The organism is Streptomyces sp. BE20, assembly GCF_036322525.1.
Lineage (GTDB): Bacteria > Actinomycetota > Actinomycetes > Streptomycetales > Streptomycetaceae > Kitasatospora.
Window position 1 is genome coordinate 1 of record NZ_JAQYWW010000839.1, and the last position, 26,007, is coordinate 26,007.

The 26,007-nt window shown below is 73.9% G+C and carries 22 protein-coding genes and 1 rRNA gene; 18 read left to right on the forward strand and 5 right to left on the reverse strand.

Annotation, left to right across the window (positions count from 1 at the left end):
* The 5 genes from rrf to PUR61_RS18050 form a co-directional block, all read left to right on the forward strand.
* Nucleotides 1–83: ribosomal RNA gene (gene rrf, locus PUR61_RS18030) — 5S ribosomal RNA — on the forward strand; the annotation flags it as partial.
* 238 nt (nucleotides 84–321) lie between these two features.
* Nucleotides 322–2,997: a sensor histidine kinase KdpD gene (locus PUR61_RS18035; protein WP_329879911.1), complete on the forward strand. Its 2,676-nt coding sequence runs from the start codon at nucleotides 322–324 to the stop codon at nucleotides 2,995–2,997.
* Nucleotides 2,998–3,054: 57 nt separating this feature from the next.
* A complete protein-coding gene (locus PUR61_RS18040) occupies nucleotides 3,055–3,735 on the forward strand; it encodes a response regulator (protein WP_329879912.1) in 681 nt (226 codons plus the stop codon).
* Between the two features lie 183 nt (nucleotides 3,736–3,918).
* The gene (locus PUR61_RS18045; RefSeq protein ID WP_329879913.1) at nucleotides 3,919–4,326 is read left to right on the forward strand and encodes an OB-fold nucleic acid binding domain-containing protein; all 408 of its coding nucleotides are present in this window, start codon (nucleotides 3,919–3,921) and stop codon (nucleotides 4,324–4,326) included.
* Nucleotides 4,327–4,328: 2 nt separating this feature from the next.
* On the forward strand, nucleotides 4,329–5,114 hold the full coding sequence (locus tag PUR61_RS18050) for a DUF3159 domain-containing protein (protein WP_329879914.1): 786 nt from the start codon (nucleotides 4,329–4,331) through the stop codon (nucleotides 5,112–5,114).
* 85 nt (nucleotides 5,115–5,199) lie between these two features.
* Here the strand turns inward: PUR61_RS18050 and PUR61_RS18055 are convergent, their stop codons facing one another.
* Together PUR61_RS18055 and PUR61_RS18060 are read right to left on the reverse strand one after the other, a co-directional pair.
* Nucleotides 5,200–5,871: a potassium channel family protein gene (locus PUR61_RS18055; RefSeq protein WP_329879916.1), complete on the reverse strand. Its 672-nt coding sequence runs from the start codon at nucleotides 5,869–5,871 to the stop codon at nucleotides 5,200–5,202.
* The gene (locus PUR61_RS18060) at nucleotides 5,871–6,539 is read right to left on the reverse strand and encodes a potassium channel family protein (RefSeq protein WP_329879918.1); all 669 of its coding nucleotides are present in this window, start codon (nucleotides 6,537–6,539) and stop codon (nucleotides 5,871–5,873) included. The genes PUR61_RS18055 and PUR61_RS18060 overlap by 1 nt, the downstream gene beginning before the upstream one ends.
* A gap of 230 nt (nucleotides 6,540–6,769) precedes the next feature.
* Here PUR61_RS18060 and PUR61_RS18065 point away from each other — a divergent pair, with 230 nt between their 5' ends.
* Together PUR61_RS18065 and PUR61_RS18070 are read left to right on the forward strand one after the other, a co-directional pair.
* On the forward strand, nucleotides 6,770–8,851 hold the full coding sequence (locus PUR61_RS18065; protein WP_329879920.1) for an APC family permease: 2,082 nt from the start codon (nucleotides 6,770–6,772) through the stop codon (nucleotides 8,849–8,851).
* A gap of 353 nt (nucleotides 8,852–9,204) precedes the next feature.
* On the forward strand, nucleotides 9,205–10,566 hold the full coding sequence (locus PUR61_RS18070) for a class I SAM-dependent RNA methyltransferase (RefSeq protein ID WP_329879934.1): 1,362 nt from the start codon (nucleotides 9,205–9,207) through the stop codon (nucleotides 10,564–10,566).
* A gap of 144 nt (nucleotides 10,567–10,710) precedes the next feature.
* Here PUR61_RS18070 and PUR61_RS18075 read toward each other — a convergent pair whose 3' ends face one another.
* Nucleotides 10,711–10,908 (reverse strand): hypothetical protein, encoded by a 198-nt coding sequence (locus PUR61_RS18075; RefSeq protein ID WP_329879921.1) that lies wholly within the window; start codon nucleotides 10,906–10,908, stop codon nucleotides 10,711–10,713.
* 178 nt (nucleotides 10,909–11,086) lie between these two features.
* Here PUR61_RS18075 and PUR61_RS18080 point away from each other — a divergent pair, with 178 nt between their 5' ends.
* Together PUR61_RS18080 and PUR61_RS18085 are read left to right on the forward strand one after the other, a co-directional pair.
* Nucleotides 11,087–11,320, forward strand: coding sequence for a toxin-antitoxin system HicB family antitoxin (locus tag PUR61_RS18080; protein ID WP_329879922.1), 234 nt, complete (start codon nucleotides 11,087–11,089; stop codon nucleotides 11,318–11,320).
* Nucleotides 11,317–11,739 (forward strand): fic family toxin-antitoxin system, toxin component, encoded by a 423-nt coding sequence (locus tag PUR61_RS18085; protein WP_329879923.1) that lies wholly within the window; start codon nucleotides 11,317–11,319, stop codon nucleotides 11,737–11,739. The genes PUR61_RS18080 and PUR61_RS18085 overlap by 4 nt, the downstream gene beginning before the upstream one ends.
* 3 nt (nucleotides 11,740–11,742) lie before the next feature.
* Here the strand turns inward: PUR61_RS18085 and PUR61_RS18090 are convergent, their stop codons facing one another.
* Nucleotides 11,743–12,699: a GNAT family N-acetyltransferase gene (locus PUR61_RS18090; RefSeq protein ID WP_443035191.1), complete on the reverse strand. Its 957-nt coding sequence runs from the start codon at nucleotides 12,697–12,699 to the stop codon at nucleotides 11,743–11,745.
* Nucleotides 12,700–12,981: 282 nt separating this feature from the next.
* Here PUR61_RS18090 and PUR61_RS18095 point away from each other — a divergent pair, with 282 nt between their 5' ends.
* The 6 genes from PUR61_RS18095 to PUR61_RS18120 all read left to right on the forward strand — a co-directional run bounded on the left by PUR61_RS18095 (nucleotide 12,982) and on the right by PUR61_RS18120 (nucleotide 19,122).
* Complete coding sequence (locus PUR61_RS18095) at nucleotides 12,982–14,031, forward strand: ATP-grasp domain-containing protein (RefSeq protein WP_329879924.1); 1,050 nt, start codon at nucleotides 12,982–12,984, stop codon at nucleotides 14,029–14,031.
* Nucleotides 14,028–15,068, forward strand: a complete 1,041-nt coding sequence (locus PUR61_RS18100) for an ATP-grasp domain-containing protein (RefSeq protein WP_329879925.1) — start codon at nucleotides 14,028–14,030, stop codon at nucleotides 15,066–15,068. Before PUR61_RS18095 ends, PUR61_RS18100 begins: the two co-directional genes overlap by 4 nt.
* Before the next feature lie 51 nt (nucleotides 15,069–15,119).
* Entirely contained in the window at nucleotides 15,120–15,950 is an 831-nt protein-coding gene (locus PUR61_RS18105) for a putative RNA methyltransferase (RefSeq protein WP_329879936.1), read from the forward strand.
* Between the two features lie 198 nt (nucleotides 15,951–16,148).
* Entirely contained in the window at nucleotides 16,149–17,591 is a 1,443-nt protein-coding gene (locus tag PUR61_RS18110; protein ID WP_329879926.1) for an AAA family ATPase, read from the forward strand.
* Nucleotides 17,588–17,986 (forward strand): nucleotide pyrophosphohydrolase, encoded by a 399-nt coding sequence (locus tag PUR61_RS18115; RefSeq protein WP_443035192.1) that lies wholly within the window; start codon nucleotides 17,588–17,590, stop codon nucleotides 17,984–17,986. The genes PUR61_RS18110 and PUR61_RS18115 overlap by 4 nt, the downstream gene beginning before the upstream one ends.
* A gap of 137 nt (nucleotides 17,987–18,123) precedes the next feature.
* Nucleotides 18,124–19,122: a DUF6099 family protein gene (locus tag PUR61_RS18120; RefSeq protein WP_329879927.1), complete on the forward strand. Its 999-nt coding sequence runs from the start codon at nucleotides 18,124–18,126 to the stop codon at nucleotides 19,120–19,122.
* 322 nt (nucleotides 19,123–19,444) lie between these two features.
* Here the strand turns inward: PUR61_RS18120 and dapD are convergent, their stop codons facing one another.
* Nucleotides 19,445–20,434 (reverse strand): 2,3,4,5-tetrahydropyridine-2,6-dicarboxylate N-succinyltransferase, encoded by a 990-nt coding sequence (dapD, locus tag PUR61_RS18125; RefSeq protein WP_443035193.1) that lies wholly within the window; start codon nucleotides 20,432–20,434, stop codon nucleotides 19,445–19,447.
* Between the two features lie 135 nt (nucleotides 20,435–20,569).
* On the opposite strand from dapD, the gene PUR61_RS18130 reads away from it, so the two are divergent.
* The 3 genes from PUR61_RS18130 (at nucleotide 20,570) to argF (ending at nucleotide 25,842) form a co-directional block, all read left to right on the forward strand.
* Nucleotides 20,570–21,931 carry a 3' terminal RNA ribose 2'-O-methyltransferase Hen1 gene (locus PUR61_RS18130; RefSeq protein WP_329879930.1) on the forward strand — a complete coding sequence of 454 codons (1,362 nt, stop codon included), beginning with the start codon at nucleotides 20,570–20,572 and terminating at the stop codon, nucleotides 21,929–21,931.
* Nucleotides 21,928–24,735, forward strand: coding sequence for a polynucleotide kinase-phosphatase (locus PUR61_RS18135; protein WP_329879932.1), 2,808 nt, complete (start codon nucleotides 21,928–21,930; stop codon nucleotides 24,733–24,735). The genes PUR61_RS18130 and PUR61_RS18135 overlap by 4 nt, the downstream gene beginning before the upstream one ends.
* A gap of 105 nt (nucleotides 24,736–24,840) precedes the next feature.
* A complete protein-coding gene (gene argF / locus PUR61_RS18140; protein WP_329879933.1) occupies nucleotides 24,841–25,842 on the forward strand; it encodes an ornithine carbamoyltransferase in 1,002 nt (333 codons plus the stop codon).
* Nucleotides 25,843–26,007 lie beyond the last annotated feature (165 nt).

The window sequence follows — 26,007 nt, forward strand, 5'->3', positions numbered from 1 at the left end:
ACATTCCGAACCCGGAAGCTAAGCCTCACAGCGCCGATGGTACTGCAGGGGGGACCCTGTGGGAGAGTAGGACGCCGCCGAACAATCATTGTGAAGAACCCCCGTCCGGGATACGGACGGGGGTTCTTTGCGTTTCCGGGGCAATTCCGGTGCATTCCGGGCCGGGCCTCCGGCCGGCTCCGGGACCGTCAAAAAGCCGCTAAAACTGCCCGCGCAGGGACTTGATCAGCGGAAATCCGCAGCTCGCGCCGTAGTCTCGAAGGTGAGGGGAACAGGTGTCCGGGGTGGTCCCCGGGCCGGGCCGGATCAAGAATGGTGCACATGGGACGCGGCAGGCTACGGATCTACCTCGGGGCGGCGCCCGGGGTCGGCAAGACGTACGCCATGCTCGCCGAGGCGCATCGGCGAGCCGAGCGTGGGACGGACGTCGTGGTGGCGTTCGTCGAGGACCACGGGCGGCAGCACACGGCACGGCAGGCCGTCGGCCTTGAGGTGGTGCCCCGGCGGGACCTCGCGCACCGCGGGGCCGTGTTCACGGAGATGGACCTGGACGCGGTCCTGGCACGCCGGCCGCAGGTGGCGCTGGTGGACGAGCTCGCGCACACCAATGTGCCGGGCTGCCGCAACGCTAAGCGCTGGCAGGACGTCGAGGAACTGCTCGCGGCCGGCATCGACATCGTCTCGACCGTCAACATCCAGCACCTGGAATCGCTCGGCGATGTCGTCGAGGGCATCACCGGGGTGCGGCAGCGCGAGACCCTGCCGGACGAGGTGGTCCGCCGGGCCGACCAGATCGAGCTGGTCGACATGTCGCCGCAGGCCCTGCGTCGCCGCCTCGCACACGGCAACGTGTACGCGCCGGAGAAGATCGACGCCTCGCTGGCCAATTACTTCCGGCCCGGCAATCTGACCGCGCTGCGCGAGCTGGCGCTGTTGTGGACGGCCGACCGGGTGGACGAGTACCTCCAGAAGTACCGGGCCGAGCAGGGCATCGAGGGCACCTGGCAGGCCCGCGAGCGAATCGTGGTCGGCCTGACCGGCGGACCGGAGGGGGCGACCCTGATCCGCCGGGCGGCCCGGATCGCCGCCCGCGGTTCGGGCGGGGAGCTGCTGGCCGTCCACCTCTCCCGCTCGGACGGCCTGGCCGGCTCGGGCTCGGGGTCGTCTCAGGCGCTGATCGAACAGCGGGCGCTGGTGGAGAGCCTCGGCGGCTCGTACCACGCGGTGCTCGGCGACGACCCCGCCGCCGGGCTGCTCGACTTCGCACGCGGGGTGAACGCCACCCAGATCGTGCTCGGCACCAGCCGCCGGCCGGCCTGGCAGTACCTCTACGGTCCGGGCGTGGGAACCACGGTGACCCGCGCCGCGGGGGACATCGACGTCCACATCGTCACGCACGAGCAGGCCGCGAAGGGCCGCGGGCGGATCCCGATCCGCAGGGTCACGGACCTGGGCAGGACCCGCGCGGTCGCGGGCTGGCTGATCGGTGTGGCCGGGCCGCCGCTGCTGGCGCTGGTGCTGACGAACGTCGAGGGCCCGGGCCTCTCCACCGACATGCTGCTCTTCCTGTCGCTGACGGTCTGCGCGGCGCTGGTGGGCGGGTTGTACCCGGCGATCGCCTCGGCGCTGGTCGGCTCCTCGGCGCTCAACTACTACTTCGCACCGCCGATCCACACCTTCACCATCTCCGAGCCGCAGAACATCATGGCGGTGGCGATATTCACCGCCGTCGGCATCGCGGTGGCCTCGGTGGTCGACCTGGCGGCCCGGCGCACCCATCAGGCGGCCCGCAGCCAGACCGAGGCACAGACGCTCGGGGCACTGGCCGGCACGGTCCTGCGCGGCGCGCCGAGCGGGGACGGGGTGCTGACCGCGTTGCTGGAGCAGGTCCGGGAGACCTTCCAGCAGGAGTCGGCGGCGTTCCTGGAACGGGTGGACCCGGTCGGACCGTGGCAGCCTCTGGCGACGGCCGGCCCCCACCCGCCGGAGCGGCCGGAGTCCGCCGACGTGGACGTGCCGGTCGGCGACACGCTGGCGCTGGCCCTGTGCGGCCGGGTCCTGCCTGCCGAGGACCGGCGACTGCTCGGCGCGTTCGCCGCCCAGGCCGCCGTGGTCCTGGAGCGTCGCCGACTGGCCGGTGAGGCCGCAGCCGCCCGTCGTGAGGCCGAGGGGAACCGGATCCGGACCGCACTGCTGGCCGCCGTCTCGCACGACCTCCGTACGCCGCTCGCCGGCATCAAGGCCTCGGTCAGCTCCCTCCGCTCGGCGGACGTCGAGTGGGACGAGGAGGACGAGGCCGAGCTGCTGGCCGGTATCGAGGCCGGGGCCGACCGGCTCGACCATCTGATCAACAACCTGCTCGACATGAGCCGGCTGCAGACCGGAACGGTCACCCCGCTGATCCAGGACACCGACCTGGACGAGGTGGTGCCGTTCGCGCTCGGCGGCGTGCCGCCGGGGGCCGTCCGGCTGGACGTCCCGGAGACCCTGCCGATGATCCGGGCCGACGGGGGGCTGCTGGAGCGCTCGCTCGCCAACCTGATCGAGAACGCCGTCAAGTACAGCCCGGCCGGGACGAAGGTGCTGGTCAAGGCCGATGCGCTGCACCCGGCAGGCGGCCGGGGCCGGGTCGAGCTGCGGATCGTCGACCGGGGACCGGGGGTGCCGGAGGACGCCAAGGAGCGGATCTTCGCACCGTTCCAGCGGTACGGGGACGCGCCGCGCGGCGCCGGAGTGGGCCTCGGGCTGGCCGTGGCGCGGGGCTTCGTCGAGGCGATGGACGGCACCGTGACCGCGGAGGACACCCCGGGGGGCGGACTGACCATGGTCGTCACGCTGCCCGCCGTCGACCGCCTGTCCGAACCGTCCGAACCGTCCGTGCCGTCCGTGCCGTCCGAACTCGCCGAACCGCCCGTGCCGCCCCGGCCCTCCGCGTCGGACGAGCCGCCCGGGTCGGACGGACCGGCCGAGCCGGCCGTCAACCCGGCCCCCGCGTGATCACTCCTGCCACACATGACCACTTCCGATCCGACTGCCCCGAAAGGCGGAGCCCGCATGACCCGGGTCCTCGTCGTGGACGACGAACCGCAGATCGTCCGCGCGCTGGTGATCAACCTCAAGGCCCGCAAGTACGAGGTCGACGCGGCACATGACGGCGCGAGCGCCCTGGAACTGGCCGCCGCCCGTCACCCCGACGTCGTCGTCCTCGACCTCGGCCTGCCCGACATGGACGGCGTCGAGGTGATCAGGGGGCTGCGGGGCTGGACCCGTGTGCCGATCATCGTGCTCTCCGCCCGGCACGCCTCCGACGAGAAGGTCGAGGCCCTGGACGCGGGCGCGGACGACTACGTCACCAAGCCCTTCGGCATGGACGAGCTCCTCGCCCGGATGCGCGCGGCCGTCCGCCGGGCCGAGCCGGTCGCCGGGGAGGACGACTCCCTGGTGGTCACCGACAGCTTCACCGTCGACCTCGCGGCGAAGAAGGTGAACCGGGACGGCGCAGACGTCCGCCTCACCCCGACCGAGTGGCATCTGCTGGAGGTGCTCGTCCGCCATGCCGGCCGGCTGGTCAGCCAGACCCAGCTGCTCCAGGAGGTCTGGGGACCCGCCTACCGCACCGAGACCAACTACCTGCGGGTCTACCTCGCCCAGCTGCGGCGGAAGCTGGAGCGTGATCCCTCGCACCCGCGCCACTTCATCACCGAGCCGGGCATGGGCTACCGCTTCGAGAGCTGACCGGTGAGGTCGTGGCCCGAGCCCGAGCCCGGTCCCGAGCCCGGTCCCGAGCCGGGTCCGGACCGGGACCGGGGCCCGGCGGGCCCTCCCGGCCGTCAGGGCAGCCCCCGGGCGGGCCCCGGGCCGGCTCCGGCGGCTTGCGCGACCTGCCGCCGAGGGCACGGAAACCGGTACCCTTCCGGCATGAGTGGTGACAACAGCAGCGGCCAGCCACAGGGGCGCTTCCGCCGCATGCTCAGTCGGCTGACCTCCTCCGCGGAGGAGCTGGAGGCCGAGGAGTTGCGCCAGGAGAGCGCCGCGGAGTCGGGCTGCACTCCGATCGCCAGCTGCGGGGACCGCCAACTGGTCACCGTGGCCGGCACCCTGCGTACCGTGACGCTCCGACCGCGGGCCGGTGTGCCCGCCCTGGAGGCGGAGCTCTTCGACGGCACCGAGGCACTGGACGTGGTCTGGCTCGGGCGCCGCTCCATCACGGGTATCGAACCCGGTCGCCGGCTCGTCGCCAGCGGTCGGATCAGTCACGCGCGCGGGCGCCGGGTGCTCTTCAACCCCCGCTACGAGCTGCGTCCGGTCGGACACGGGAGCGAATGAGCGTGAGCAACCAGCCCGGCGGCGAGCCCGCCGCCCAGCTCGGCCTGGCCAAGATCGCGCCGGACGGCGACGACGAGGCGGCCCGCCAGGCGGCGGCCTCCCGGGAGGCCGCCGACACCGTGATGAAGGCGTTCGGCGGGGTCCGGGGCATGGTCGACATGACCCTGCCCGGCCTGGTCTTCATCATCACGTACAACATCACCCACAAGGTCCCGTCGGCCGCCTGGGCCGCGCTCGCCCTGAGCGGGCTCTTCGTGGTGGTCCGGCTGGCCAAGCGGGAGACCGTCCAGCACGCCTTCAGCGGGGTGTTCGGGGTCGCCATCGGCGCCTGGATCTCGATGAAGACCGGCAAGGCGGAGAACTTCTACCTGCCCGGCCTGCTCTGGAACGTCGGCTACTGCGTGGGCCTGGCGATCTCGGCGCTGGTCCGCTGGCCGCTGATCGGCCTGATGCTGGGCCCCGTCACCGGCGAGATGTTCACCTGGCGCAAGGAGAACCCGGGCCGGCTGGCCGCCTACGTCAAGGCCACCTGGGCGTGGGTGGTGATCATGGGCATCAAGCCGTTGATCCTCTTCCCGCTGTACTTCACGCACAACGTCAACCTGCTGGGCTGGCTCAAGGTCGCCCTGGGCATCCCGCCCCTGCTGCTGGCGATGTACGTGACCTGGCAGATCCTGCTGAAGGCGCCGCCGCCCATCAAGGCGCAACTGGACGACGAGGAGCCGGCTGACCCGGTCGCCCGGGCGCACGACGCCCGGCCGCACGAGCCGTCGTCGCCGGGGCAGTAGCGCGCGGCGGCTGCCGGGACACCGCGCGAACGTCGAGGGACCCGTACTCACCGAGTACGGGTCCCTCGACGTTCGCGCGCGGGTGCTACTGGGCGCCGGAGGAGGCGGAGAGCAGGTTCTCCAGCTCCTCCTCCCGCTCCTGGGCCGCGACGAAGAGCAGCTCGTCGCCGCCCTCCAGGGTGTCGTCCTTGCGAGGCACCAGGACCCGGCCCTCGCGGATGATCGTCACCAGCGCGGTGTCCGGCGGCCACGGCACGTCGCCGACGCGGGTGCCGACCAGCTCGGTGTCGGCGGCGAGGGTCAGCTCGACGAGGTTGGCGTTGCCCTGGCTGAAGCGCATCAGCCGGACCAGGTCGCCGACGCTCACGGCCTCCTCGACCAGGGCGGACATCAGGCGCGGGGTGGAGACGGCGACGTCCACGCCCCAGGACTCGTTGAAGAGCCATTCGTTCTTGGGGTTGTTCACCCGGGCGACCACCCGGGGCACCCCGTACTCGGTCTTCGCGAGCAGCGACACGACCAGGTTGACCTTGTCGTCACCGGTCGCGGCGATCACCACGTGGCAGCGCTGCAGGGCGGCCTCGTCCAGGGAGGTGATCTCGCAGGCGTCGGCCAGCAGCCACTCCGCCATGGGCACCCGCTCCACGGAGATGGAGTTCGGGTTCTTGTCGATCAGCAGGACCTCGTGGCCGTTCTCCAGCAGCTCGCCCGCGATCGAGCGGCCGACGGCGCCGGCTCCGGCAATGGCGACTCGCATCAGTGACCCTCCTTCTCCGGGCCCTGCGCGAACGCGGCCTCGACCGCGGTCAGGTCGGCCCGGCGCAGCATCACGTGCACCAGGTCGCCTTCCTGCACCACCATGTGGGGCGCGGGCAGGATGCCCTCGCCGAGCCGGGTGACAAACGACACCCGGGTGCCGGAGGCCTCTTCGAGTTCGCTCATCCGGTGGCCGACCCAGTCCGGGGCGTAGGCGACCTCGGCGAGCTGGACGGCGCCGCTCGGGTCCTGCCAGAGCGGCTCGGCGCCGCTCGGCAGCAGCCGGCGCAGCATCTGGTCGGCCGTCCAGCGGACGGTGGCGACGGTCGGGATGCCCAGGCGCTGGTAGACCTCGGCGCGCCGCGGGTCGTAGATGCGGGCCGCGACGTTCTCCACGCCGAAGTTCTCCCGGGCGACCCGGGCCGCGATGATGTTGGAGTTGTCACCGCTGGAGACGGCGGCGAAGGCGCCCGCCTCCTCGATGCCGGCTTCCCTCAGGGTGTCCTGGTCGAAGCCGACGCCGGTGACCCGGCGACCGTTGAACCCGGCGCCCAGGCGGCGAAACGCCGTCGGGTCCTGGTCCACCACGGCCACCGAGTGGCCCTGTTTCTCCAACGCTCGGGCGAGCGCGGAGCCCACCCGGCCGCAGCCCATGATGACGATGTGCACCGGCGCTACCTCACCCGTCCCGTTTGGGCCTTGACCTGCGCAAACACCGCTGTTCTCCGTTTCCCCGCCCCGGTCTCCGGGGTGGGCGTCCTCGTGTGGCTCGGTACGACAACCTGAGTGTTGCCCGCCTGCTCGTATCCGACACGCTAGCCGGTCCACCGAACACAGTCGCGACGAAGGGGGGGATGTCCGTCTGACCCGACGGCCGACTACCCCTACGATTCCTTAACGTGCCTATGCCGACTGACCTACCGAAACGCATCCTGATCGGGCGTGCGCTGCGCAGCGACAAGCTCGGGGAGACGCTGCTCCCCAAGCGCATCGCGCTGCCCGTCTTCGCCTCGGACGCGCTCTCCTCGGTCGCGTACGCGCCCGAGGAGATCCTGCTGACCCTGTCCCTGGCGGGTGTCTCGGCCATCCACTTCTCGTGGCAGATCGGCGTCGTCGTCGCCATCGTGATGCTCGCCGTAGTGGCCTCGTACCGGCAGAACGTGCACGCGTACCCGAGCGGTGGCGGTGACTACGAGGTCGCCACCGTGAACCACGGCCCGAACTCGGGCCTGGTGGTCGCGAGCGCGCTGATGGTCGACTACATCCTGACGGTGGCGGTCTCCACCACCTCGGGTGTCGCCAACGTGGTCTCGGCGGTGCCCGCGCTGCGCGGCCACGAGCTGACCCTGTCCGTCGTCCTGGTGATCGTGCTGATGGGCATGAACCTGCGCGGGGTGCGGGAGTCCGGCTCGGCCTTCGCCGTCCCGACGTACGCCTTCATGGTGGGCGTCCTCGGCATGGTGGTGTACGGCGTGGTCCGGCACTTCGGCCTGGGGCAGGACATCCCCGCCGAGAGCGCCGGCTTCCAGCTGGAGGCGACCCCCGGGAACGAGTCGCTGGCCGGTTTCGCGATGGTGTTCCTGCTGCTCAAGGCGTTCTCCTCGGGCTGTGCCGCGCTCACCGGTGTCGAGGCGATCTCCAACGGCGTGCCGGCGTTCCGCAAGCCGAAGAGCAAGAACGCCGCGACCACCCTGCTGATGATGGCGAGCATCGCCGTGGTGATGTTCATGGGCATCATCTGGCTGGCCCGGCTCACCGGCGTCCAGATGGCCGAGGAGCCCGAGCACCAGCTGGGCGGCGCCCCCGCCGACTACCACCAGAAGACCGCGCTGGCCCAGATCAGCGAGGCCGTCTTCTCGAACTTCACGCCCGGCTTCTACTTCGTCGCGGCCGTCACCGGCCTGATCCTGGTGCTGGCCGCCAACACCGCGTTCAACGGCTTCCCGGTGCTCGGCTCGATCCTCGCCCAGGACCGGTACCTGCCGCGCCAGCTGCACACCCGCGGTGACCGGCTGGCCTTCTCCAACGGCATCATCCTGCTGGCGCTGGCCGCGATCCTGTTCATCATCGCCTTCGACGCGGACCCGACCCGGCTGATCCAGCTGTACATCGTCGGCGTCTTCGTCTCCTTCAACATGAGCCAGTCCGGCATGATCCGGCACTGGACCAGGCTGCTGCGCACCGAGACCGACCCGGCCAAGCGGCGGCACATGCAGCGAAGCCGGGCGATCAACAGCTTCGGTCTGGTGATGACCATGGCGGTGCTGATCGTCGTGCTCGCGACCAAGATCAGCCACGCCTGGATCGCGATCGCCGCGATGGTCGTGCTGTTCGTGGTCATGAAGGCGATCCATCGGCACTACGACCGGGTCTCCGCGGAGCTGGTCGCGGCCGAGGAACCGGACGACGTGGTGCTGCCCACCCGGGTGCACGCCATCGTCCTGGTCTCCAAGCTGCACAAGCCGGCGCTGCGGGCCCTGGCCTATGCGCGGCTGGCCCGCGCGCACACGCTGGAGGCGGTGACCGTCAACGTCGACCCGGCGGACACCGCGGCGCTGCGCGCCGAGTGGGACGAGCGGGGCATCGAGGTGCCGCTCAAGGTGCTGGACTCGCCGTTCCGGGAGATCACCGGCCCGGTGCTGGACTACGTGAAGAACCTGCGCCGCAGCAGCCCGCGCGACGTGGTGTCGGTCTACATCCCCGAGTACGTGGTCGGCCACTGGTACGAGCACCTGCTGCACAACCAGAGCGCGCTGCGGCTCAAGGGGCGGCTGCTGTTCAAGCCGGGAGTGATGGTGACCTCGGTACCGTGGCAGTTGGAGTCGTCCGAACGGCGCAAGCCGCAGAAGGCCTGGTCGGCGCCGGGTGCCGTCCGTCGTGGTGAGCCCCGGGCGCCGAAGGCCGTAAAGTCGGAGGTCTCCGCAAAGCCCGAAGGCACGACCGCCGCCCCCGCTGACAGCAGCAAGGACTCCTCCCAGTGACCCGCAATACCCCGCCCCGTTCGTCCGGCTCGTCCGGTGGTTCCCGTTCCGGTGCCTCCGGCAAGGGCTCCCGCAAGGGTGGCGCCGGCAAGCCCGGCCAGGTCGCCCGGCCGCGCTGGGGCAAGCCGTTCCGGCCTGCGGCCACCGACCGCGAGGGCTTCACCGCGCAGACGGCGCCGCTCGCGCCGGAGGAGCGTGCCCCGGAGCGTCCGGAGCAGTCCGAGCGCCCGCAGCGTTCCGAGCGCTCCGAGCGTTCCGACCGGCCGCAGCGGTCCGACCGCCGGGAGGCGCGTGCGGATCAGCCGAAGGACGGTGCCCGCCCGCGCAAGCAGGCGGTGCGACCGCCGCGCGCGCTGCGGTCCACGACCCGCGCCCCGCGGGCCGAGGCTGCGCCCCGGGGCCCCGGCGGCGACCCGCTCGTCGGCGAGCGCTACGAGGTCGAGGTCGGCCCGGTGGCGCACGGCGGCGGGCACTGCGTGGCCCGGCACGAGGGCCGGGTGCTGTTCGTCCGGCACACGCTGCCGGGTGAGAGGGTGATCGTCCAGGTCACCGACGGGACCACCAAGTCCCGGTTCCTGCGCGCCGACGCGGTCGAGGTGCTGGAGCCCGCCAAGGAGCGCATCGCCCCGCCGTGTCCCTTCTCCGGGCCCGGCAAGTGCGGCGGCTGCGACTGGCAGCACGTGTCCCCCGGCGGGCAGCGCAAGCTCAAGGTGCAGGTGCTCACCGAGCAGCTGGCCAAGCTCGCCGGCCTGACCCCGGTCGAGGCCGGCTGGGACGGCAGCGTCGAACCGGTCGGTGGGAAGCTGCCGCCCGGTGAGGTGCCCGCCTGGCGGACCCGGGTGCAGTACGCCGTGGACCCGGCCACCGGCAAGGTCGGGCTGCGCAAGCACCGCTCGCACGACATCCAGCCGGTCGACCGCTGCCTGATCGCCGCCGCGGGCGTCACCGAGCTGGGCATCGAGGCCCGGGACTGGCCGGGCATCGTCTCGGTCGAGGCGATCGCCGCGTCCGGCTCCTCCGACCGCCAGGTGGTCCTCACCCCGGCGCCGGGCGCCCAGCTGCCGCTGGTCGAGCTGGACCAGCCGGTCTCGATCACCCGGATCGACGAGCAGGGCGACCCCCACCGCGTGCACGGCCGCAACTTCGTCCGCGAGCGCGCGGCCGGGCGGACCTGGCGGGTCAGCGACGGCGGCTTCTGGCAGATCCACCCGGAGGCCCCGGAGACCCTGGTCGACGCGGTGCTGGAGGGCCTGGACCCGCAGTGGGGCGAGAACGCGCTCGACCTGTACTGCGGCGTGGGCCTGTTCGCGGGCGCGCTGGCCGACCGGGTCGGCGAGGAGGGCGCGGTGCTCGGCATCGAGTCCTCCAAGCAGGCGGTGGCCGACGCCAGGCACAACCTGGCGGCGCTGGAGAACGTCCGGATCGAGTGCGACCGGGTGGAGAAGCTCCTGCCGCGCACCGGCATCACCGCCACCGACCTGATCGTCCTCGACCCGCCGCGCGCGGGTGCCGGGCGGGAGACCGTCGCGCACCTGGCCGGGCTCGGCGCCCGCCGGATCGCGTACGTGGCCTGCGACCCGGCGGCGCTCGCCCGGGACCTGGCGTTCTTCCGGGAGGGCGGCTACCGGCCGGTCTCGCTGCGGGCCTTCGACCTGTTCCCGATGACGCACCACTTCGAGTGCGTGGCGATCCTGGAGCCGGTCGGCGGCGAGTAGCGGTCCGCCGGTGCCGGGCGGGGACGGACAGCCGCCCCGCGGGGCCGGTCGGACGGAGCGGATGTGACGGAGGCGGTACCCGGGTTCCCGGGTACCGCCTCCGTCGTCGGTCGGGGAGCCCGTGCTGTCGGGCGCGCGGCGGGGTCAGCGCAGGTTCTGCTCCTCTTCGTCGACACCGTGCGGGAGCGTGATGCCGTGCTGGGCGGCGAGCCGGATCAGCCCGGCGATCCGGCCTTCGTACGCCTGGACGCCGTCGGCGTCCCCTTCGGCGCGGGCGGCCGCGAGTTCCTTGCGGGCCTGGGTGAGCTGCTCGCGCAGCTCCTGGTCGAACATGGCTGTCATTGCCGGCCTCCACACCGGTCGGTGCCGCTCCAGGGAATGCTCAGGGCACTTCAGGTTCTCCGAAGGTGAAGAACTCTTCAAGTCTCACTCTCCGTGGGCGCCCGCGCGTCGCCGCCCGCGTGCGGGGTGCGTGCGCGCGCCCTTGTTGTGCTAGCACTTCAGCGCTAGCTTGGGATTCATGGGTAAGAAACAGCTGAACGTCCGGGTGGACGCCACCACCGCGGAGATGGCCCGGGAACGGGCGGAGCAGCAGGGGATCAGCATGAACCAGTACATCGAACGCCTCGTCCAGCAGGACATGGGCGAGGCCGGGCGGGTGTTCGTCGACGCGGCCGCGCAGTTCATGAAGGAGTACGAGACGGCCTTCCTGGCCGAGTTCGGCGGGGCCGACCTCCAGGACGTGCGTCGTTGAACCTGGAGGTCGACCTCTCGTGGCTGCTCATGACCGCCGAACAGTACACACCCGGTGACCCGCAGGTCACCGACTACGGATCGCTGCTCGCGGCGGTCTCCCGGCATCAGGCCGAGATCTTCGACATCGCCGTCTACCCCGAGCCGCAGGACCGGGCGGCCGCCCTGATGCACCAACTGATCCGGGTGCCGTCCCTGGAGAAGACCAACGAACTGTTCGCCACCGCCGTCGCCTACGCCTACCTGGTGGCCAGCGGCTGCACGGTGGCGACCACCGCCCGCGAGGTGCGCAGCCTCGCCCGGGCCATCCGCGAGGGGCGGCTGGGCGTCTCCGGGGTGGCGGACCGGCTGGCCGCGTGGGTGGTGGACGAGGCCGAGGGCGAGGGCGTCAGCGGTGAGGAGGACGAGGACTCGGACTGAGGATCACGCGGGGGAGGGCCCGGCCGTGTCGGCGGCGGCCCCGGTGGCTTCGGCGGCTTCGGCGGCGGGTGCGCCGGGCCCGGCGGGCTCGGCGGGCTCGGCGATCAGCGCGGTGGCGAAGGGGCGGAAGCCCGCCCGGCGGTAGATCCGGGCGACGTCCTCGTCGGCGGCGGACAGGAACACCGTCCGCACCCCGTTGGCCCGCGCGTGCGCGACCAGCGCCGCGGTGACCGCGAGACCGAGGCCGCGCCGGCGCGCCGTCGGAAGGGTTCCGACGCCGGCCACCTCGGTGACCGGGCCCACCGGGTTGTGCTGGCCCGCGCAGAGCGCCGCCCCGTCCTGCACGGCGGCGGCGACCACGGTACGCCCCGAGAAGATCTGCCCGGCGGTCCGCTCCACCGTGCCGTTGGACGCCAACTCCATGGCCAGCGCGGTCAGTTCCTCCGGCCCGGCGTTCCCCACGCAGGTACCCGGCTCGCCGAACGCCAGATGCGGGACGGCCACCGCAGCCGCCAGCGCCGGGTCGCCGGCGGCCAGCACCCGGACGGTCACGCCGTCGGCCGGTCCGCCGTCCGAATTCGGCTCGTCCTCCGGGCCGAGGACCAGCAGCGGGTGCTCGTGCACCACCAGCCCCGCCTCCTCGACCGCCGCGCGCAGCAGCGGATCGTGCTCGGACACCCACTCGAAGGCCTCCGGCAGCCCCAGCTCGCGCTGACGGTCGAGCACCCGGCGGACGTCCCCGGCGGTGGCGGCCGGGCCGTCGTGGCCCAGCGCGGGACGGGCGTAGTACGGCCAGCCCTCGCCTTCGCGGACGAAGAGGCTGAGCGGTCCGAAGTCCTCGACGCGGGCGGCGGCGCGCGGGACCGCGTCGTAGTAGCGCTCGATCTCGTCGAGGAGGGCGCCGGGGGCGTGGGTGGCGTGGGCGGCGTGGGTGGCGGGGGCATGATCGGCAGAAGTCACGCCGTGCATCCAAGCAGGACCGCCGGGTTCCCGCCACGGTATTTGCCGGGGCGGCGAAGCTCCCGCCGGCGTCCGGTGCGTATGCGGACGGGCCGGGGGCGGCAAGGTCCGGGGGCAGCAGGGTGCGGCCCTGCCCGGGCATTTCGGCGCGATTGTTGCCGAACGCTTACAGGCCGGGCGATCTTGCGTACGGGTCGCGTGGCATCCTGGGGCCTTTACAGCTCTGCCGGACGGGAACGGCGGACGTCCGCGCTGGGTGAAGCGAGGGGGATGGACAGGCTCATGAAGCTCTGCTTTCTGGTGGAGGAGCACTACCGGTACGACGGCATGCCGCTCGACGTCGTGCGCCAACTCACCGCGTGGGGGCACCGGGTGGACGTGCTGCGCCCCGGTGACTCGTTGATGGCCGTCTCCGAGGCGGTCCGGGCCGGCAGCCACGACGCCTGGGTGCTCAAGACCGTCTCCGGCGGCCCCGGCCTCACCCTGCTGGAGGCGGCCGCCGCCGTCGGCCTCACGACCGTCAACGACGCCCGCTCCATCCGCGGCGTCCGGGACAAGGCGCTCGCCTCGGTGATCGCCCGCACCCGGGGGCTGCCCGTCCCCGTCACCTACGCCGCCGCCCGCTGGGAGCGGCTCGCCGAGATCCCGGCCGCCGAGTACCCGCTGGTCGTCAAGCCGGCCGACGGCAGCTCCGGGCGGGCGGTGCGGCTCGTCCGGGACCCCGGACACCTCGTCGAACTCGGCCCCCTGCTGGCCGGCGAGGGCCTGCTGATCGCGCAGCCGTACGTTCCCAACTCCGGCACGGACCTCAAGGTCTACTGCGTCGACGGCGAGCTGTACGCCACCGAGCGGCGCTCCCCGCTCAACCCCGACCAGGGGGTGCGGGAGCGGCAGGTGCCGCTCGCCCCCGAGGTCGCGCGGATCGCGGGGCAGGTCGGGGAGGTGTTCGGGCTCGACCTCTACGGCGTCGACGTGCTGCTCGGGCCGGACGGGCCGGTGGTCGTCGACATCAATGACTTCCCCAGCTTCCGGCAGGTGCCCGACGCGGTCGCGCGGGTCGCGCGGGCGGTGCTGCGGCTCGCCCGGACCGGCACGGCGGTCACCGCCCCGGCCGCGCTGGGGGCGGCGGGCCTGGGCGTGCCCGGCCTCGCGGCGGCGGATCTGGCGACCATGCGCCTGGGCGTGGGGGCGCCCGGCCTGGGCGGCGGGCCGCCGGCGGCCGAGCCCGGGGTGCCGGTCGGGAACGGGCCGGAACCGGTCCGGCTGCCCGCGCAGGGCGGCGGAGCCGTGGGGGCGGGCGTCGGCGCCGGGGGAGCCGGCGGCGCGATATGAGGATCGGCCTGCTCGCCTCGAACCCGGACCACCCCGTGCTCGCCGCCACCGCGGCGCTGCTGACCGCCCGGGGCCACCTGGTCGAGGACCTCGACCCGACCACCGGCCCCGGCGAGCCGTCCGAGCGGATCGGCCCCGGCGCACTCGCCGACGTCTACCTGCTCAAGGCCCACACGCCGCAGGCCCTGGCGCTCGCCCGGCACCTGGAGGAGCGCGGCGCACCCGTCGTCAACTCGGCTGCGGCCACCGAGCTCTGCCAGGACCGCACCGCCATGGCCGACCTCGCGGTCCGGGCCGGGCTGCCCTTCGCCGCCACCCGCACCGTCGCCGATCTGGCCGATCTGGTGGCGCAGGCCGACCACCCGGCCCCCGGCTTCCCGTTCGTCGTCAAGAGTCGTCACAGCCGCCGCCACGACCTCGTGGCCCGGGTGGACGACGCGGCCCGGCTGCGCGCCCTCGCCGGGGAGTGGCCCGGCGAATCCGTCGTCGTCCAGCCCTATCTGGCGAGCACCGGGTGGGACCAGAAGCTCTGGGTCGTCGCCGGGCAGGTGTTCTGTGCCCGCCGGCGCTCCGAGCTCACCGACCCGGGCGTCAGTGAACTCCACCACCCCGGAGGGGCGTTCGGCCCTGCGGAGCTGCCCGCCGACCGCGCCCGGCTCGCGCTCCGGGTCGGCGAGGTCTTCGGCCTCGACGTGTACGGCGTCGATCTGCTGGACGGACCCGCCGAACCGGTCGTGGTCGACGTCAACGCCTTCCCCGGCATCCGGGGCCAGGCCGGCGCCCCCGAGGCGCTGGCCGCGCTCGCGCTGCGGGTCGGCGGCGCCGGCCCGCGATCCGTCCCGGCGCAGCGACCGGCCGGAACCGGGCCGGGGGCCGTCGACCCGCGGGCGTTCGACACCCGGACCGAGTCCGGTACCGACTCCCGGCCGGACTCCCGTGGCGGCCTTCGTGCCGGCCCGTGGGCGGACAGCTCGTCGCCGGTGGGCCGCCGGACGGCCGGTCCGGCGGATGCGGGCCCGGGCGGCGCCGGTCGTTAGGCTGGCCCTCCGGCCGGACCACGCGACCGGATGGCGAGAGAAGACGGACCGTTGCTGCAGGACATCGAGCCCTACCTGGCCTGCCCGCACTGCGCGCAGGCGCTCACCCTCGACGGGCGCACCCTGCGCTGCCTCGGCGGGCACAGCCACGACCTCGCCAAGCAGGGCTACGTCAGCCTGCTCGCCGGTGACGCCCACACCGGTACCGGCGACACCGCCGGGATGGTCGCCGCCCGCAGCGACTTCCTCGCCGCCGGCCACTACCGGCCGATCGCCGACGCCCTCGCCGAGTCGGCGGTCGCGGCGGATCCCGAAGGGCTCGTCGCCGACCTCGGGGCAGGCACCGGCCACTACCTCGCCCACGTCCTCGACGCCCTCCCCGGACGGCCCGGTGCGGCCCTCGACATCTCCAAGTACGCGCTGCGCCGCGCCGCGCGGGCCCACCCCCGGATCGGCGCCGTGGTCTGCGACGCCTGGCGGCCGCTGCCGCTCCTGGACGCCTCCGCCGGGCTCGTGCTCAACGTCTTCGCGCCGCGCAACGGCCCCGAGATCCGCCGGGTGCTGCGCCCCGGCGGCACCCTGCTGCTGGTCTCACCCACCCCGCGCCACCTGCGGGAGCTCGTCACCGCCCTCGGTCTGCTCTCGGTCGACGAGGACAAGCAGCGGCGGATCGACGAGAAGCTCGGGCCCCACCTGACGCCCGCCGGGCGGCGGGAGGTCGAGTTCACGCTGCGGCTCTCGGCCGAGGACGTGCGAACCGTGGTGGGCATGGGTCCGAGCGCCTGGCACACCGACCCGGAGGTGCTGGCGGCACGGCTCGCGGAGCTGCCCGACCCCGTCGAGGTGACCGCTTCCGTCACCGTCGCCGCCTACCGGCGCTGAGGCCCCGGTCGGGGCCCGTGCGGCTGTCCGGGTGCCGGCGGACGGGGCCCGTGCGGCTGTCCGTGCGGCGGCGGACGGTGCCCGGGTGGCGGATCCGCCGGTGCCGCGGGTGCCCGGGTCCCGCGGTTCGACCCCGATGGGATGAATCTGCCGGGCAGGCACGTTTCTGCCGCTCGACCGGAGGCTAACGTCCGACGGGTGAACCGCGACGCCACCCGGACCGCCGTGCCGGCCCACCCACAGCAGCGCACCTCGGAACCCGGCCCACCGGCCGCCCGGCGCCCGACCGTCGAGGAGGTCCGGCTCACCTCGTTCAAGTCCTACCGGCGCGCGGTGCTGCCCCTCGCGCCCCTCACCGTGCTGCACGGGCCCGCCGGTGTCGGCAAGTCCAACGCGCTCGACGCCCTCGCCGTGCTCTCCCGGCTCGCCCTCGGGGAGGAGATCACCGACTCCCTCGACGGGGTCCCCGGCGCCGCCGGACCCCTGGCCACCCCCGTCCGTGGTGGTCTGGACGGCTGCGTCCCGCACGGCCGCAACGCCGTCATCCTCGGCTGCACCGTCCGGTCCGCCGACGGGCCCGTCGGCCTGGAGATCGTCGTCCGCACCGACGGGCCCGTCCGGATCGCCCGGGAACAGCTCACCCTGGACGGCCGGACCCTCGTCGAGACCGGCGAACAGGACCTCCGCAACCGGCGGATCAACGTCAGCTGGCACAACGACACCCGGCAGGGCGACATCCGCGCGCCCTTCCCGAGCGGCACCCTGATCACCGCGCAGATCCCGCTGCGCGTCGCCGGCTCCTCGCCCGGCGAGCGGAAGGTGCTGGCCGCCGCCGAACAGCTCCTCACCGCGCTCCGTGAAGTCTTCCCCGTCCACCCCGTGCCCGCCCTGATGCGCGGCTGGGCCCGCCCCGACCCGCACGCCCGGCTGCTCGGCAACGCCGCCAACATCTCCGCCGTCATCGCCCGGCTCAGCAACGAATGCGGGCGCCGCTACGGGCAGTTGCTGCGCGTGGTGCAGGACGCCGCGCCGCACCCGCTGCTCGGCCTCGACCTCGCGCACCGCGGCAGCGGCGCCGACCGGCGGGTGCTCGCCGTCTTCGACGAAGGCGTCCTCGGCCGCACCGGCGCCGACCAGGCCTCCGACGGCATGCTCCGCCACCTCGCCTTCTCGGCCGTGCTGCTCACCGGCGCCGGGGTGCTCGACCTCGACGTGGCCGCCGAGGTGCCGTGGGCGCACCGGCAGCTCACCGTGCTCGCCGAGGACCTCGGCGCCGGGCTCGGCACCGACCAGACCGCCTCGCTGCTGCGGCTCGCCCGCGACATGTCCGGACGCAACCAGCTGCGCGTGCTCACCACCCTCCAGGAACCGGCCGCCGCCCGCGAGGCGCTCGGCGGGCCCGGCGACCTGCCGCCCGGGGCCGCGCTGGTGGAGTGCCGACGGGACCCCGACTCCGGGCACACCGTGCTGCGTGCCGAGACGGCCCGGGTGCCGGCGCAGGCGGCGCGGTGCGCCGGGTCGGCCCACGCGACGGCCTTCCCCGGGGCGGCCGTGTCGGGGGCTGCTTCCCCGGGGACCGGCCGGTCCGGGGTGGCCGCCGGGGAGGTGGCGGACGCCGGTGCGGTAGACCTGGACGGGTGAACGAACGAGAGACGGAGTCCGCGGCCCCGACCCTGGAGGGGCTGCGGCAGCGATTGACGGAGTTCGCCGCGGCACGCCGTTGGGAGCCCTTCCACACGCCCAAGAACCTGGCGTCGGCGCTGACCGTGGAGGCCGGCGAGCTGCTGGAGATCTTCCAGTGGCTCACGCCCGAACAGGCGTCGGCGGTGATGGCCGACCCGGACCGCGCGCGCCGGGTGCGGGACGAGGTGGCGGACGTGCTCGCCTACCTGCTCCAGTTCTGCACCGCCGTCGGGGTCGATCCGCTGACGGCGCTGGCGGCCAAGATCGAGCGGAACGAGCTGCGCTTCCCGGTGCCCGGAGCCCCCGCTGAAGGCGGTGACGTCAACCCCGAGAGCGGATCATCGCCCGTGTGAGGGACAAAAGTTGTCCACAGCCCCCGGGTTGTCCACAGCTTTCCGGCCGTCCGGTGCGGATCCTCCTTCTCGGGCCGCACGCTGTCGCCGTGACCGTGCGGCAGGGCGCCGCACGGGCGAGGGAAGGGTGGTCGGACATGGATGCGCTGCGACTGATCAAGACGGCCCGGCACGCCCTGGCGGAGACCAGGAACGTGCCGGACGTGCTCGCCGAGGCGCGACAGGCGGCGCTGCTCACCGAGGCGGTGGGTGCCCGGCTGGCCGAGTCGGACGAAGGCGAACTCGCCGGACTGGGGCAACAGTTGGTTGAGTCGGCGGCCCACGCGGCGGGCTGTCTGGACCAGTCGGGAGGTGACGCGTCGGCGGTGACGGCGTTCGGCGTCGGCGGCAGGGCGGGGCGGCTCACCGACCTCGGTGACCTCGGACCGGCCCTCGGCGAACTCGGCGGGTTGCTGCGGGACGTCGGCGAGACGCTGGTGGTGCTGGCCTGCGGGGCCGACACCGAGAGCCTCTACTGGACGTGCATCGACGGGGTCGACGCCGGGGCGGAGTGCACCGATCTCGTCGGCCGACTGCTGCAGGCCGTCGGGAGGGCGACGGAGGAGGACGGCCCGCCCGGCGAGGACGGAAGCACACAGGAGAACCACACGCAGGAGAACCGCGTGGAGGAGGACCGTACCGAGGAAGGTCGGGCCGAGGAAGTGTGTCCGGAGGAGAAGGACGGGCCGGTGCTGCTCGCACCGCCGGCCGGGCGGAGGGGGCCGTTACTGGTGGTCCGGCTCGACCCGCCGGGTGCGGCGGCGAAGGCGGCGGTGCCGAGGGGCGGGGTGGCCGGGCTGCCCGGTCAGCGAGTGGCGGTCGGGTCGCCGGCCTCGTCGGTACGAGGGCCGGCGGCCCGGTTGTCGCCGGTGCCGGTCGGGCCGGCACCGCCCGGGGCCGGGGTACGGATGCCCGAGGACTGCAGTTCGGCGAGGTCCGCGGTGACCGAGGCGAGTAGTTCCCGCATCTGCTCCAGCAGGCTCCTCGGGGTGGCGGGCGCGGCCGACCCGTCGCCGGCGGAGTGCTGCGGGGCGGCGGACGCCTCGGACCGGAAGTCGGGCATGAGGGGACCTCTTCGGATCGGTGGTGCGGCGTGAAGCCGTCGGCGGCGGCCTGACGCGCCCCGCCGCCGCAACCAACGAACTCCCCGAACCGGAGTCACCGACGACCACCCGATGCGGTCCGACCGGCGCCGGCCGTCAGCCTCCCGGGTGACCTCGGCTTGCCGCCGCGCGGCCTCCTCGGTCGGACGCGGCCCGCCGCACGTGATCGCTCGCCGCCCGGGACGGGAAGGGCCCCGGCGCCGCAGCGGCGGCGCCGGGGCCCTCGGACACCCTCCCCGCCGTGCCGCCCGCGTTCACGAGGCGGACGGCACGGCGGGAAAGGGGGAAGAGACCACACCCTCGAAGGAGACAGGTGTCAGTTGTGGGCGTGCAGGTCGGCGTTGAGGCCGCCCCACGAGCCGGAGCGGGCGATGACCTCGACCGCACCGGACTGGGAGTTGCGGCGGAAGAGGAGGTGGTCCTGGCCGGACAGCTCGACGGCCTTGGCCACGGTGCCGTCCGGGGTGGTCACCCGGGTGCCGGCGGTGACGTAGAGGCCGGCCTCGACGACGCAGTCGTTGCCGAGGGAGATGCCGATGCCCGCGTTGGCACCGAGCAGGCAGCGCTCGCCGACCGAGACGACCTGCTTGCCACCGCCCGACAGGGTGCCCATGATCGAGGAGCCGCCGCCGATGTCGCTGTGGTCGCCGACCACGACACCGGCGCTGATCCGGCCCTCGACCATGGAGGTGCCCAGCGTGCCGGCGTTGAAGTTGACGAAGCCCTCGTGCATCACGGTGGTGCCGACGGCCAGGTGCGCACCGAGCCGGACGCGGTCCGCGTGGGCGATGCGCACACCGGACGGGGCGACGAAGTCGGTCATCCGCGGGAACTTGTCGATCCCGTAGACGGCGAGCTGCCCGCCCTGGGCGCGCACGGCCAGCCGGGCCTGCTCGACCTTCTCCACCGGCACCGCGCCGATGCTGGTCCACGCCACGTTGGCGAGCAGACCGAAGATGCCGTCGAGGTTCTGGCCGTGGGGCTTCACCAGGCGGTGGCTGAGCAGGTGCAGGCGCAGGTAGGCGTCGTGCGCGTCGATCGGCTTCTCGTCCAGCGAGGAAATGGTGGTGCGCACGGCGACCACGTCGACGCCGCGGCGGGCGTCGGCCCGCAGCGCCTCCGCGGCGCCGGCGCCCAGCTCGGCCTCGGCCTGTTCGGTGGTCAGGAGGACGGTCCCGGCGGGGCCGGGGTCGGCAGCCAGCACGGGGGCCGGGTACCAGGTGTCGAGGATGGTGCCGTCGGCGGCGATGGTGGCCAGACCGGCGGCAACGGCGCCGCTCACGGGGGTGGTGGATTCTGCAGTCACATCGTGCACGTTAACGAATGCGGGCCCCCGGTGCCGAACACGCTCACCGTCCGGACAGGGCCGGGGAGCCGCCGCATCCGGACGAAAACCGGCTGTCCGAGGGCTCGGAGCTGGGCGATACTCGGACAGGTGTTCATGTCGATTTCAGCCACCGGCACCGCCGGGAGCCCGGCCACCGACCTGGCGCGCCTGTTGAACCGGCCGCCGGACGCCGTCCAGCGGGCCGCGACCGCGTACGGCGAGGCGCATGTCTTCTTCCCGGAGGCCGGCGACGAACGCTGCACGGCCGTCCTGCTGGTGGAGGCGGATCCGGCACCGTCCCGCAAGGGGCCGGGCGGCGGGCCTTCCGGCGCGTCGGACCTCGCGCGCGTCCGGGCCGGCGACGATCGCCCCTACGTCGTGTCGTCACGGTTCGCGGCGGCGCTGCGCACCGTCTTCCAGGCGGTGATCACGGCCGCCGACCCTGCCGATCGCGCTCTCCCGCTGCGCATCGAGCTGCCCGCCGTCCGCGTCGACGGTGAGCGCGGCCTCGGGAGCGGTGCGGGCGAGGGCGGCCGTGTGGCGCTGGTGCGGCGACTGTTCGAGCCGCTGGGCTGGCGGGTCGAGGCGGCGGCGATCCCGCTGGACGAGGAGTTCCCCGAGTGGGGGGAGTCGCCGTACGTCCGGCTCGGACTGGAGGCGGCGTCGGCCCGACCGGCCGACGCGCTCCGACAGCTGGCCGTACTGCTGCCGGCGCTGGAGGGCGTCACGGACCAGTGGGTCGCGCCGGAGGGGGTCGGCAATCTGTTCTCCGCCGACGCGGACTGGCTGGCCCGGCACCCCGAACGTGGGCTGATCGCCCGTCGTCTGGACCACCACGGGCCGCCCGGGACCGACGGCGCCGGGTACGGCGACGGTGAACCGGACAGCCCGGTCGAGGGTGCTGACGGCGACGGCCGCACGGCCGCCGCCGAGGCGGGCCGGGCGGCGGTCCTGGCCGCGCTGCGCGAGGTCGGTGCCGCCCGGGTGGTGCACCTCGGCTGCGGCCGGGGCGAGTTGATCGACGCACTGCTGACGGACGCCCGGTTCACCGAACTGCTGGGGGTGGACGTCTCGCTGCGTGCGCTGTCCACCGCCGCACACCGCCTCGGTCTGGAGCGCACGACGGAGCCGGCGCCGGAGTGGGCGGCCACCCGGCGGACGGTCCGGGTCGGGTTGGTGCAGGGCGCGCTGATGTACGCGGACGCCAGGCTGAAGGGTTTCGACGCGGCGGTGCTCGACGCGGACGTGGTCGGGCGGGCGGACCCGGACCGGCGTCCGGCCCTGGAGCACGCGGTGTTCGGGACGGTGCGCCCGGCGGCGGTCGTCGTCACGTCGCAGGCCGGTGATCCCGGGTTCGGCACCTGGGCGGAAAGGGTGGCGGCCGAGCACGGCTACACCGTCACCATGGCCGCCCCGGCCGGGCCGGCCCTCTTCAGACGCGGTACCCCCACCCTCGGAGGAGGCGAGTCCCGATGACCGGCGACGAAACGAACCCAGGCGTCCCCGCTCCCGGGACCCCCGGGCCGAGCAGCCTCCCGGCGGCGGCGGCGGCGGCGGCGACGGCGACGGCGGCGACAGCAGCGGCAGAGGCCGCGGTCGCCGCCGACACCGAGGCCGAGGCGCCGGCGGCCGTGACGGTGACGGTGACGGTGACCGAGGGCTCCCTCGTCGTGCTGGTCGGCACCAGCGGCGCGGGCAAGTCCACGTTCGCCCGACGCCACTTCCGCCCGACCGAGGTGGTCTCCTCCGACACCTGCCGCGCGTTGGTGGCCGACGACGAGAACGACCAGTCCGCCTCCGCCGACGCCTTCGACGTCCTGTACTACATCGTCGGCAAGCGCCTCGCCGCCGGCCGGCTGACCGTGGTGGACGCCACCAACGTCCAGGCCGCGGCCCGGAAGCGGCTGATCGCGATCGCCCACGAGCACGACGCGAGGCCGGCGGCGATCGTGCTGGACGTGCCGCCGGGCGTCTGCGCCGAGCGCACCCGTCTCCGGCAGGACCGCGACCTGCCCGCGTCCGTGATCCCGCGCCAGCACCGCGAGCTGCGCGCGTCCCTGGCCGGTCTGCAGAAGGAGGGCTTCCGCCGGGTGCACGTGCTGCACGGCGCGGACGAGGTGGCCGCCGCCGAGGTGGTACGGGAGAAGCGGCGCGTCGACCTGCGCCACCTGACCGGCCCGTTCGACCTGGTCGGCGACGTCCACGGCTGCCGCGGCGAGCTGGAGTCGTTGCTGCCCCGCCTCGGCTACCGGATCGTCCGGGACGAGGCGGGCCGCCCGGTCGACGCCGTCCCACCGGCCGGCCGGACGGCGGTCTTCGTCGGCGACCTGGTCGACCGTGGCCCGGACACGCCGGGCGTGCTGCGCCTGGTGATGGGCATGGTGGCGGCCGGTCACGCGCTCTGCGTGTCGGGCAACCACGAGCAGAAGCTCGCCCGGGCGCTGGACGGCGAGCGGGTGACCCTCTCCTACGGCCTGCGGGAGTCCCTCGAACAGCTGGAGTCCGAGCCGGAGGGCTTCCGGTCCGAGGCCCGGGAGTTCATCCGCGGCCTGGCCGACCACTACCTGCTGGACGGCGGCGACCTGGTGGTCTGCCACGCGGGCCTGCCGGAGCGCTACCACGGCCGCTCGTCCGGCCGGGTCCGCTCGCACGCGCTGTACGGGGAGACCACCGGCGAGACCGACGAGTACGGCCTGCCGGTGCGCCACCCCTGGGCGGAGGAGTACCGGGGGCGGGCGCTGGTGGTCTACGGGCACACGCCGCTTCCGGTGGCGAGCTTCCTGCACAACACCGTCTGCCTGGACACCGGCTGCGTCTTCGGCGGTGAGCTGACCGCGCTGCGCTACCCGGAGCGCGAGCTGGTCACCGTCGAGGCGGAGCGGCAGTGGTACGCGCCGGTCCGACCGCTGCTCAGCGACGCGCCGGGCGGGCGCGAGGGCCGTCCGCTGGACCTGGCCGACGTGGCGGGCCGCCGGGTGGTGGAGACGGCGCTGCACGGCCCGGTCGCCGTCCGGGCGGAGAGCGCGGCGGCGGCACTGGAGACGATGAGCCGCTCGGCGGTCGACCCACGGCTGCTGGTCCACCTGCCGCCGGCGGTGCCGCCGGGCCCCGCCGCGCACCGGCCCGGGTACCGGGAGCACCCGGACGAGGTCTTCGCCGGGTACCGCGCGGACGGGGTCCGGCACGTCCTGTGCGAGGAGTGGCATCCGGGCTCGCGCGCGGTGGTGCTGGTGTCCCGGGACGACGCGGCGCTGGCCCGGCGCTTCGGCCCGGCGGGCCCGGGGGCGGTCTGGTCACGGACGGGCGGGGCGCTGCTGGGCGACGAGGAGTGTGCCGCCCTGCTGCTCCGGCTGCGGGCGGCGGCCGAGCGGGCCGGGCTCTTCGAGGAGCTGGACACCGGCTGGCTGCTGCTGGACGCGACCCTGGCGGCGTGGCCGGTGACGGCCGACGGGCCCTTGCCGCACCGCGGGTACGCGGCGCTCGGCGCGGTGGCGGGCGCCGCGCTCCCGTCGGTTCTCGCCGCGCTGGAGCGGGCTGCCGACCGCGGGTTGGAGGTCGCGGCGCAGGCGGGCCGCCAGCGGCGCCGTGCGGCGGACGTCCGGGCGTTCACCGACGCGTACCGCCGGTTCGCGCGTCCCGGGGAGGGGCAGTCGGGTGTCCGGCTGGCGCCGTTCCAGGTGCTGGCCGGGGAGGGGGCGAACCTGGCGCTCCGCCCGCGGGAGGAGCAGCTGGCCCGGATCGACCGGCTGGTCGCGGCGGACCGTGCCGCAGGCCCCGTGGCCGGCGGTGCGGCCGGGCCCGGAGCACCGGTCGACCGGATGGGCGGTCCCGTCCTGTACCCGACCGCCCGGCTGGCGGTGGACACCGGGGACGAGGCGTCGACGGCCGCGGCCGTGGCGTGGTGGGAGGAGCTGACCGGGGCGGGCGGTGCGCCGGGCATGGTGGTCAAGCCACCCGTGTCGCCGGTGCGCGGCGCGGCGGGGGAGGGCCGTCCGGGCGGGCTGGTCCAGCCGGCGGTGAAGGTCCGCGGCCGGGAGTACCTGCGGCTGGTCCACGGTCCGGAGAGCCCGGACCGCCCGGACCACCCGGAGCAGCGGGGGCACCGGGAGCATCCGCGCGGCGGCGCGCTCGGGCTGAAGCGCTCGCTGGCGCTGCGCGAGTACGCGCTCGGTCTGGAGGCACTGGACCGGCTGGCCGGCGGCGAGCCGCTCTGGCGGGTGCACGAGCCGGTCTTCGCCGTTCTGGCGTTGGAGGCCGAGCCGGTGGACCCCCGGCTGTAGGCGTCGACCGGTTCCGGTGGACCGGCCGCAGGCTCTTGCATAGAAATTCCGAGCATCGTATAGACTTGCTGCTTTCCGCCCGACCCGTCACCCCAGGAGCCTGGCATGGCGTTCAACCTCCGGAACCGGCACTTCCTCAAGGAGCTCGATTTCACGCCCCAGGAGTTCCGCTTCCTGGTGGACCTCGCCGCTCAGCTCAAGGCGGCGAAGTACGCGGGTACCGAGCAGCCCAGGCTGCGGGGCCGGAACATCGCGCTGATCTTCGAGAAGACCTCCACCCGGACCCGTTGCGCCTTCGAGGTCGCCGCCCACGACCAGGGCGCCACCACCACGTACCTGGACCCGGCCGGGTCCCAGATCGGCCACAAGGAGTCGATCAAGGACACCGCCCGGGTGCTCGGCCGGATGTTCGACGGCATCGAGTACCGCGGGCACGGCCAGGAGATCGTCGAGGAGCTCGCCGCCCACGCCGGGGTGCCGGTCTGGAACGGCCTGACCAACGAGTGGCACCCCACCCAGCTGCTCGCCGACGTGCTGACCATCACCGAGCACACCACCAAGCCGCTCACCGGGGTGACGCTCGCCTACCTCGGTGACGCCCGCTCCAACATGGGCAACTCGCTGCTGGTCACCGGCGCGCTGCTCGGCATGGACGTCCGGATCGTCGCGCCGCGCTCGCTCTGGCCGGCCGAGGACGTGCAGAAGGCCGCCCGGACGCTCGCCGAGGGCACCGGCGCCCGGATCACCCTCACCGAGGACGTGGCCGAGGGCGTGGCCGGCGCCGACTTCCTCTACACCGACGTCTGGGTCTCGATGGGGGAGCCCAAGGAGGTCTGGGCCGAGCGCGTCGCGCTGCTCAAGCCGTACCAGGTGTCGATGGGCACCGTGCGGGCCACGGGCAATCCGGCGGTGAAGTTCCTGCACTGCCTGCCCGCCTTCCACGACCTCGGCACGGTGGTCGGCCGGCAGCTGTTCGAGGAGACGGGGATGGCGGAGCTGGAGTGCACCGACGAGCTGTTCGAGTCGGAGCACTCCGTCGTCTTCGACCAGGCGGAGAACCGCCTGCACACGATCAAGGCCGTCCTGGTCGCGACCCTCGGGTCCTGACGGCGGACACGCCCGGCCGGTGAGCGGCTAGTGAGCTGGTCCGGAGATGCGTGAGCAGTAGCGGCAGATTCGGTCGATGATCTGGTCGGCGGTCTTGGTCCACTTGAACGGGTGGGCACTGTCGTTCCAGTTCTTGATCCAGTCCTCGAGTGTGGCCTTCAGCTC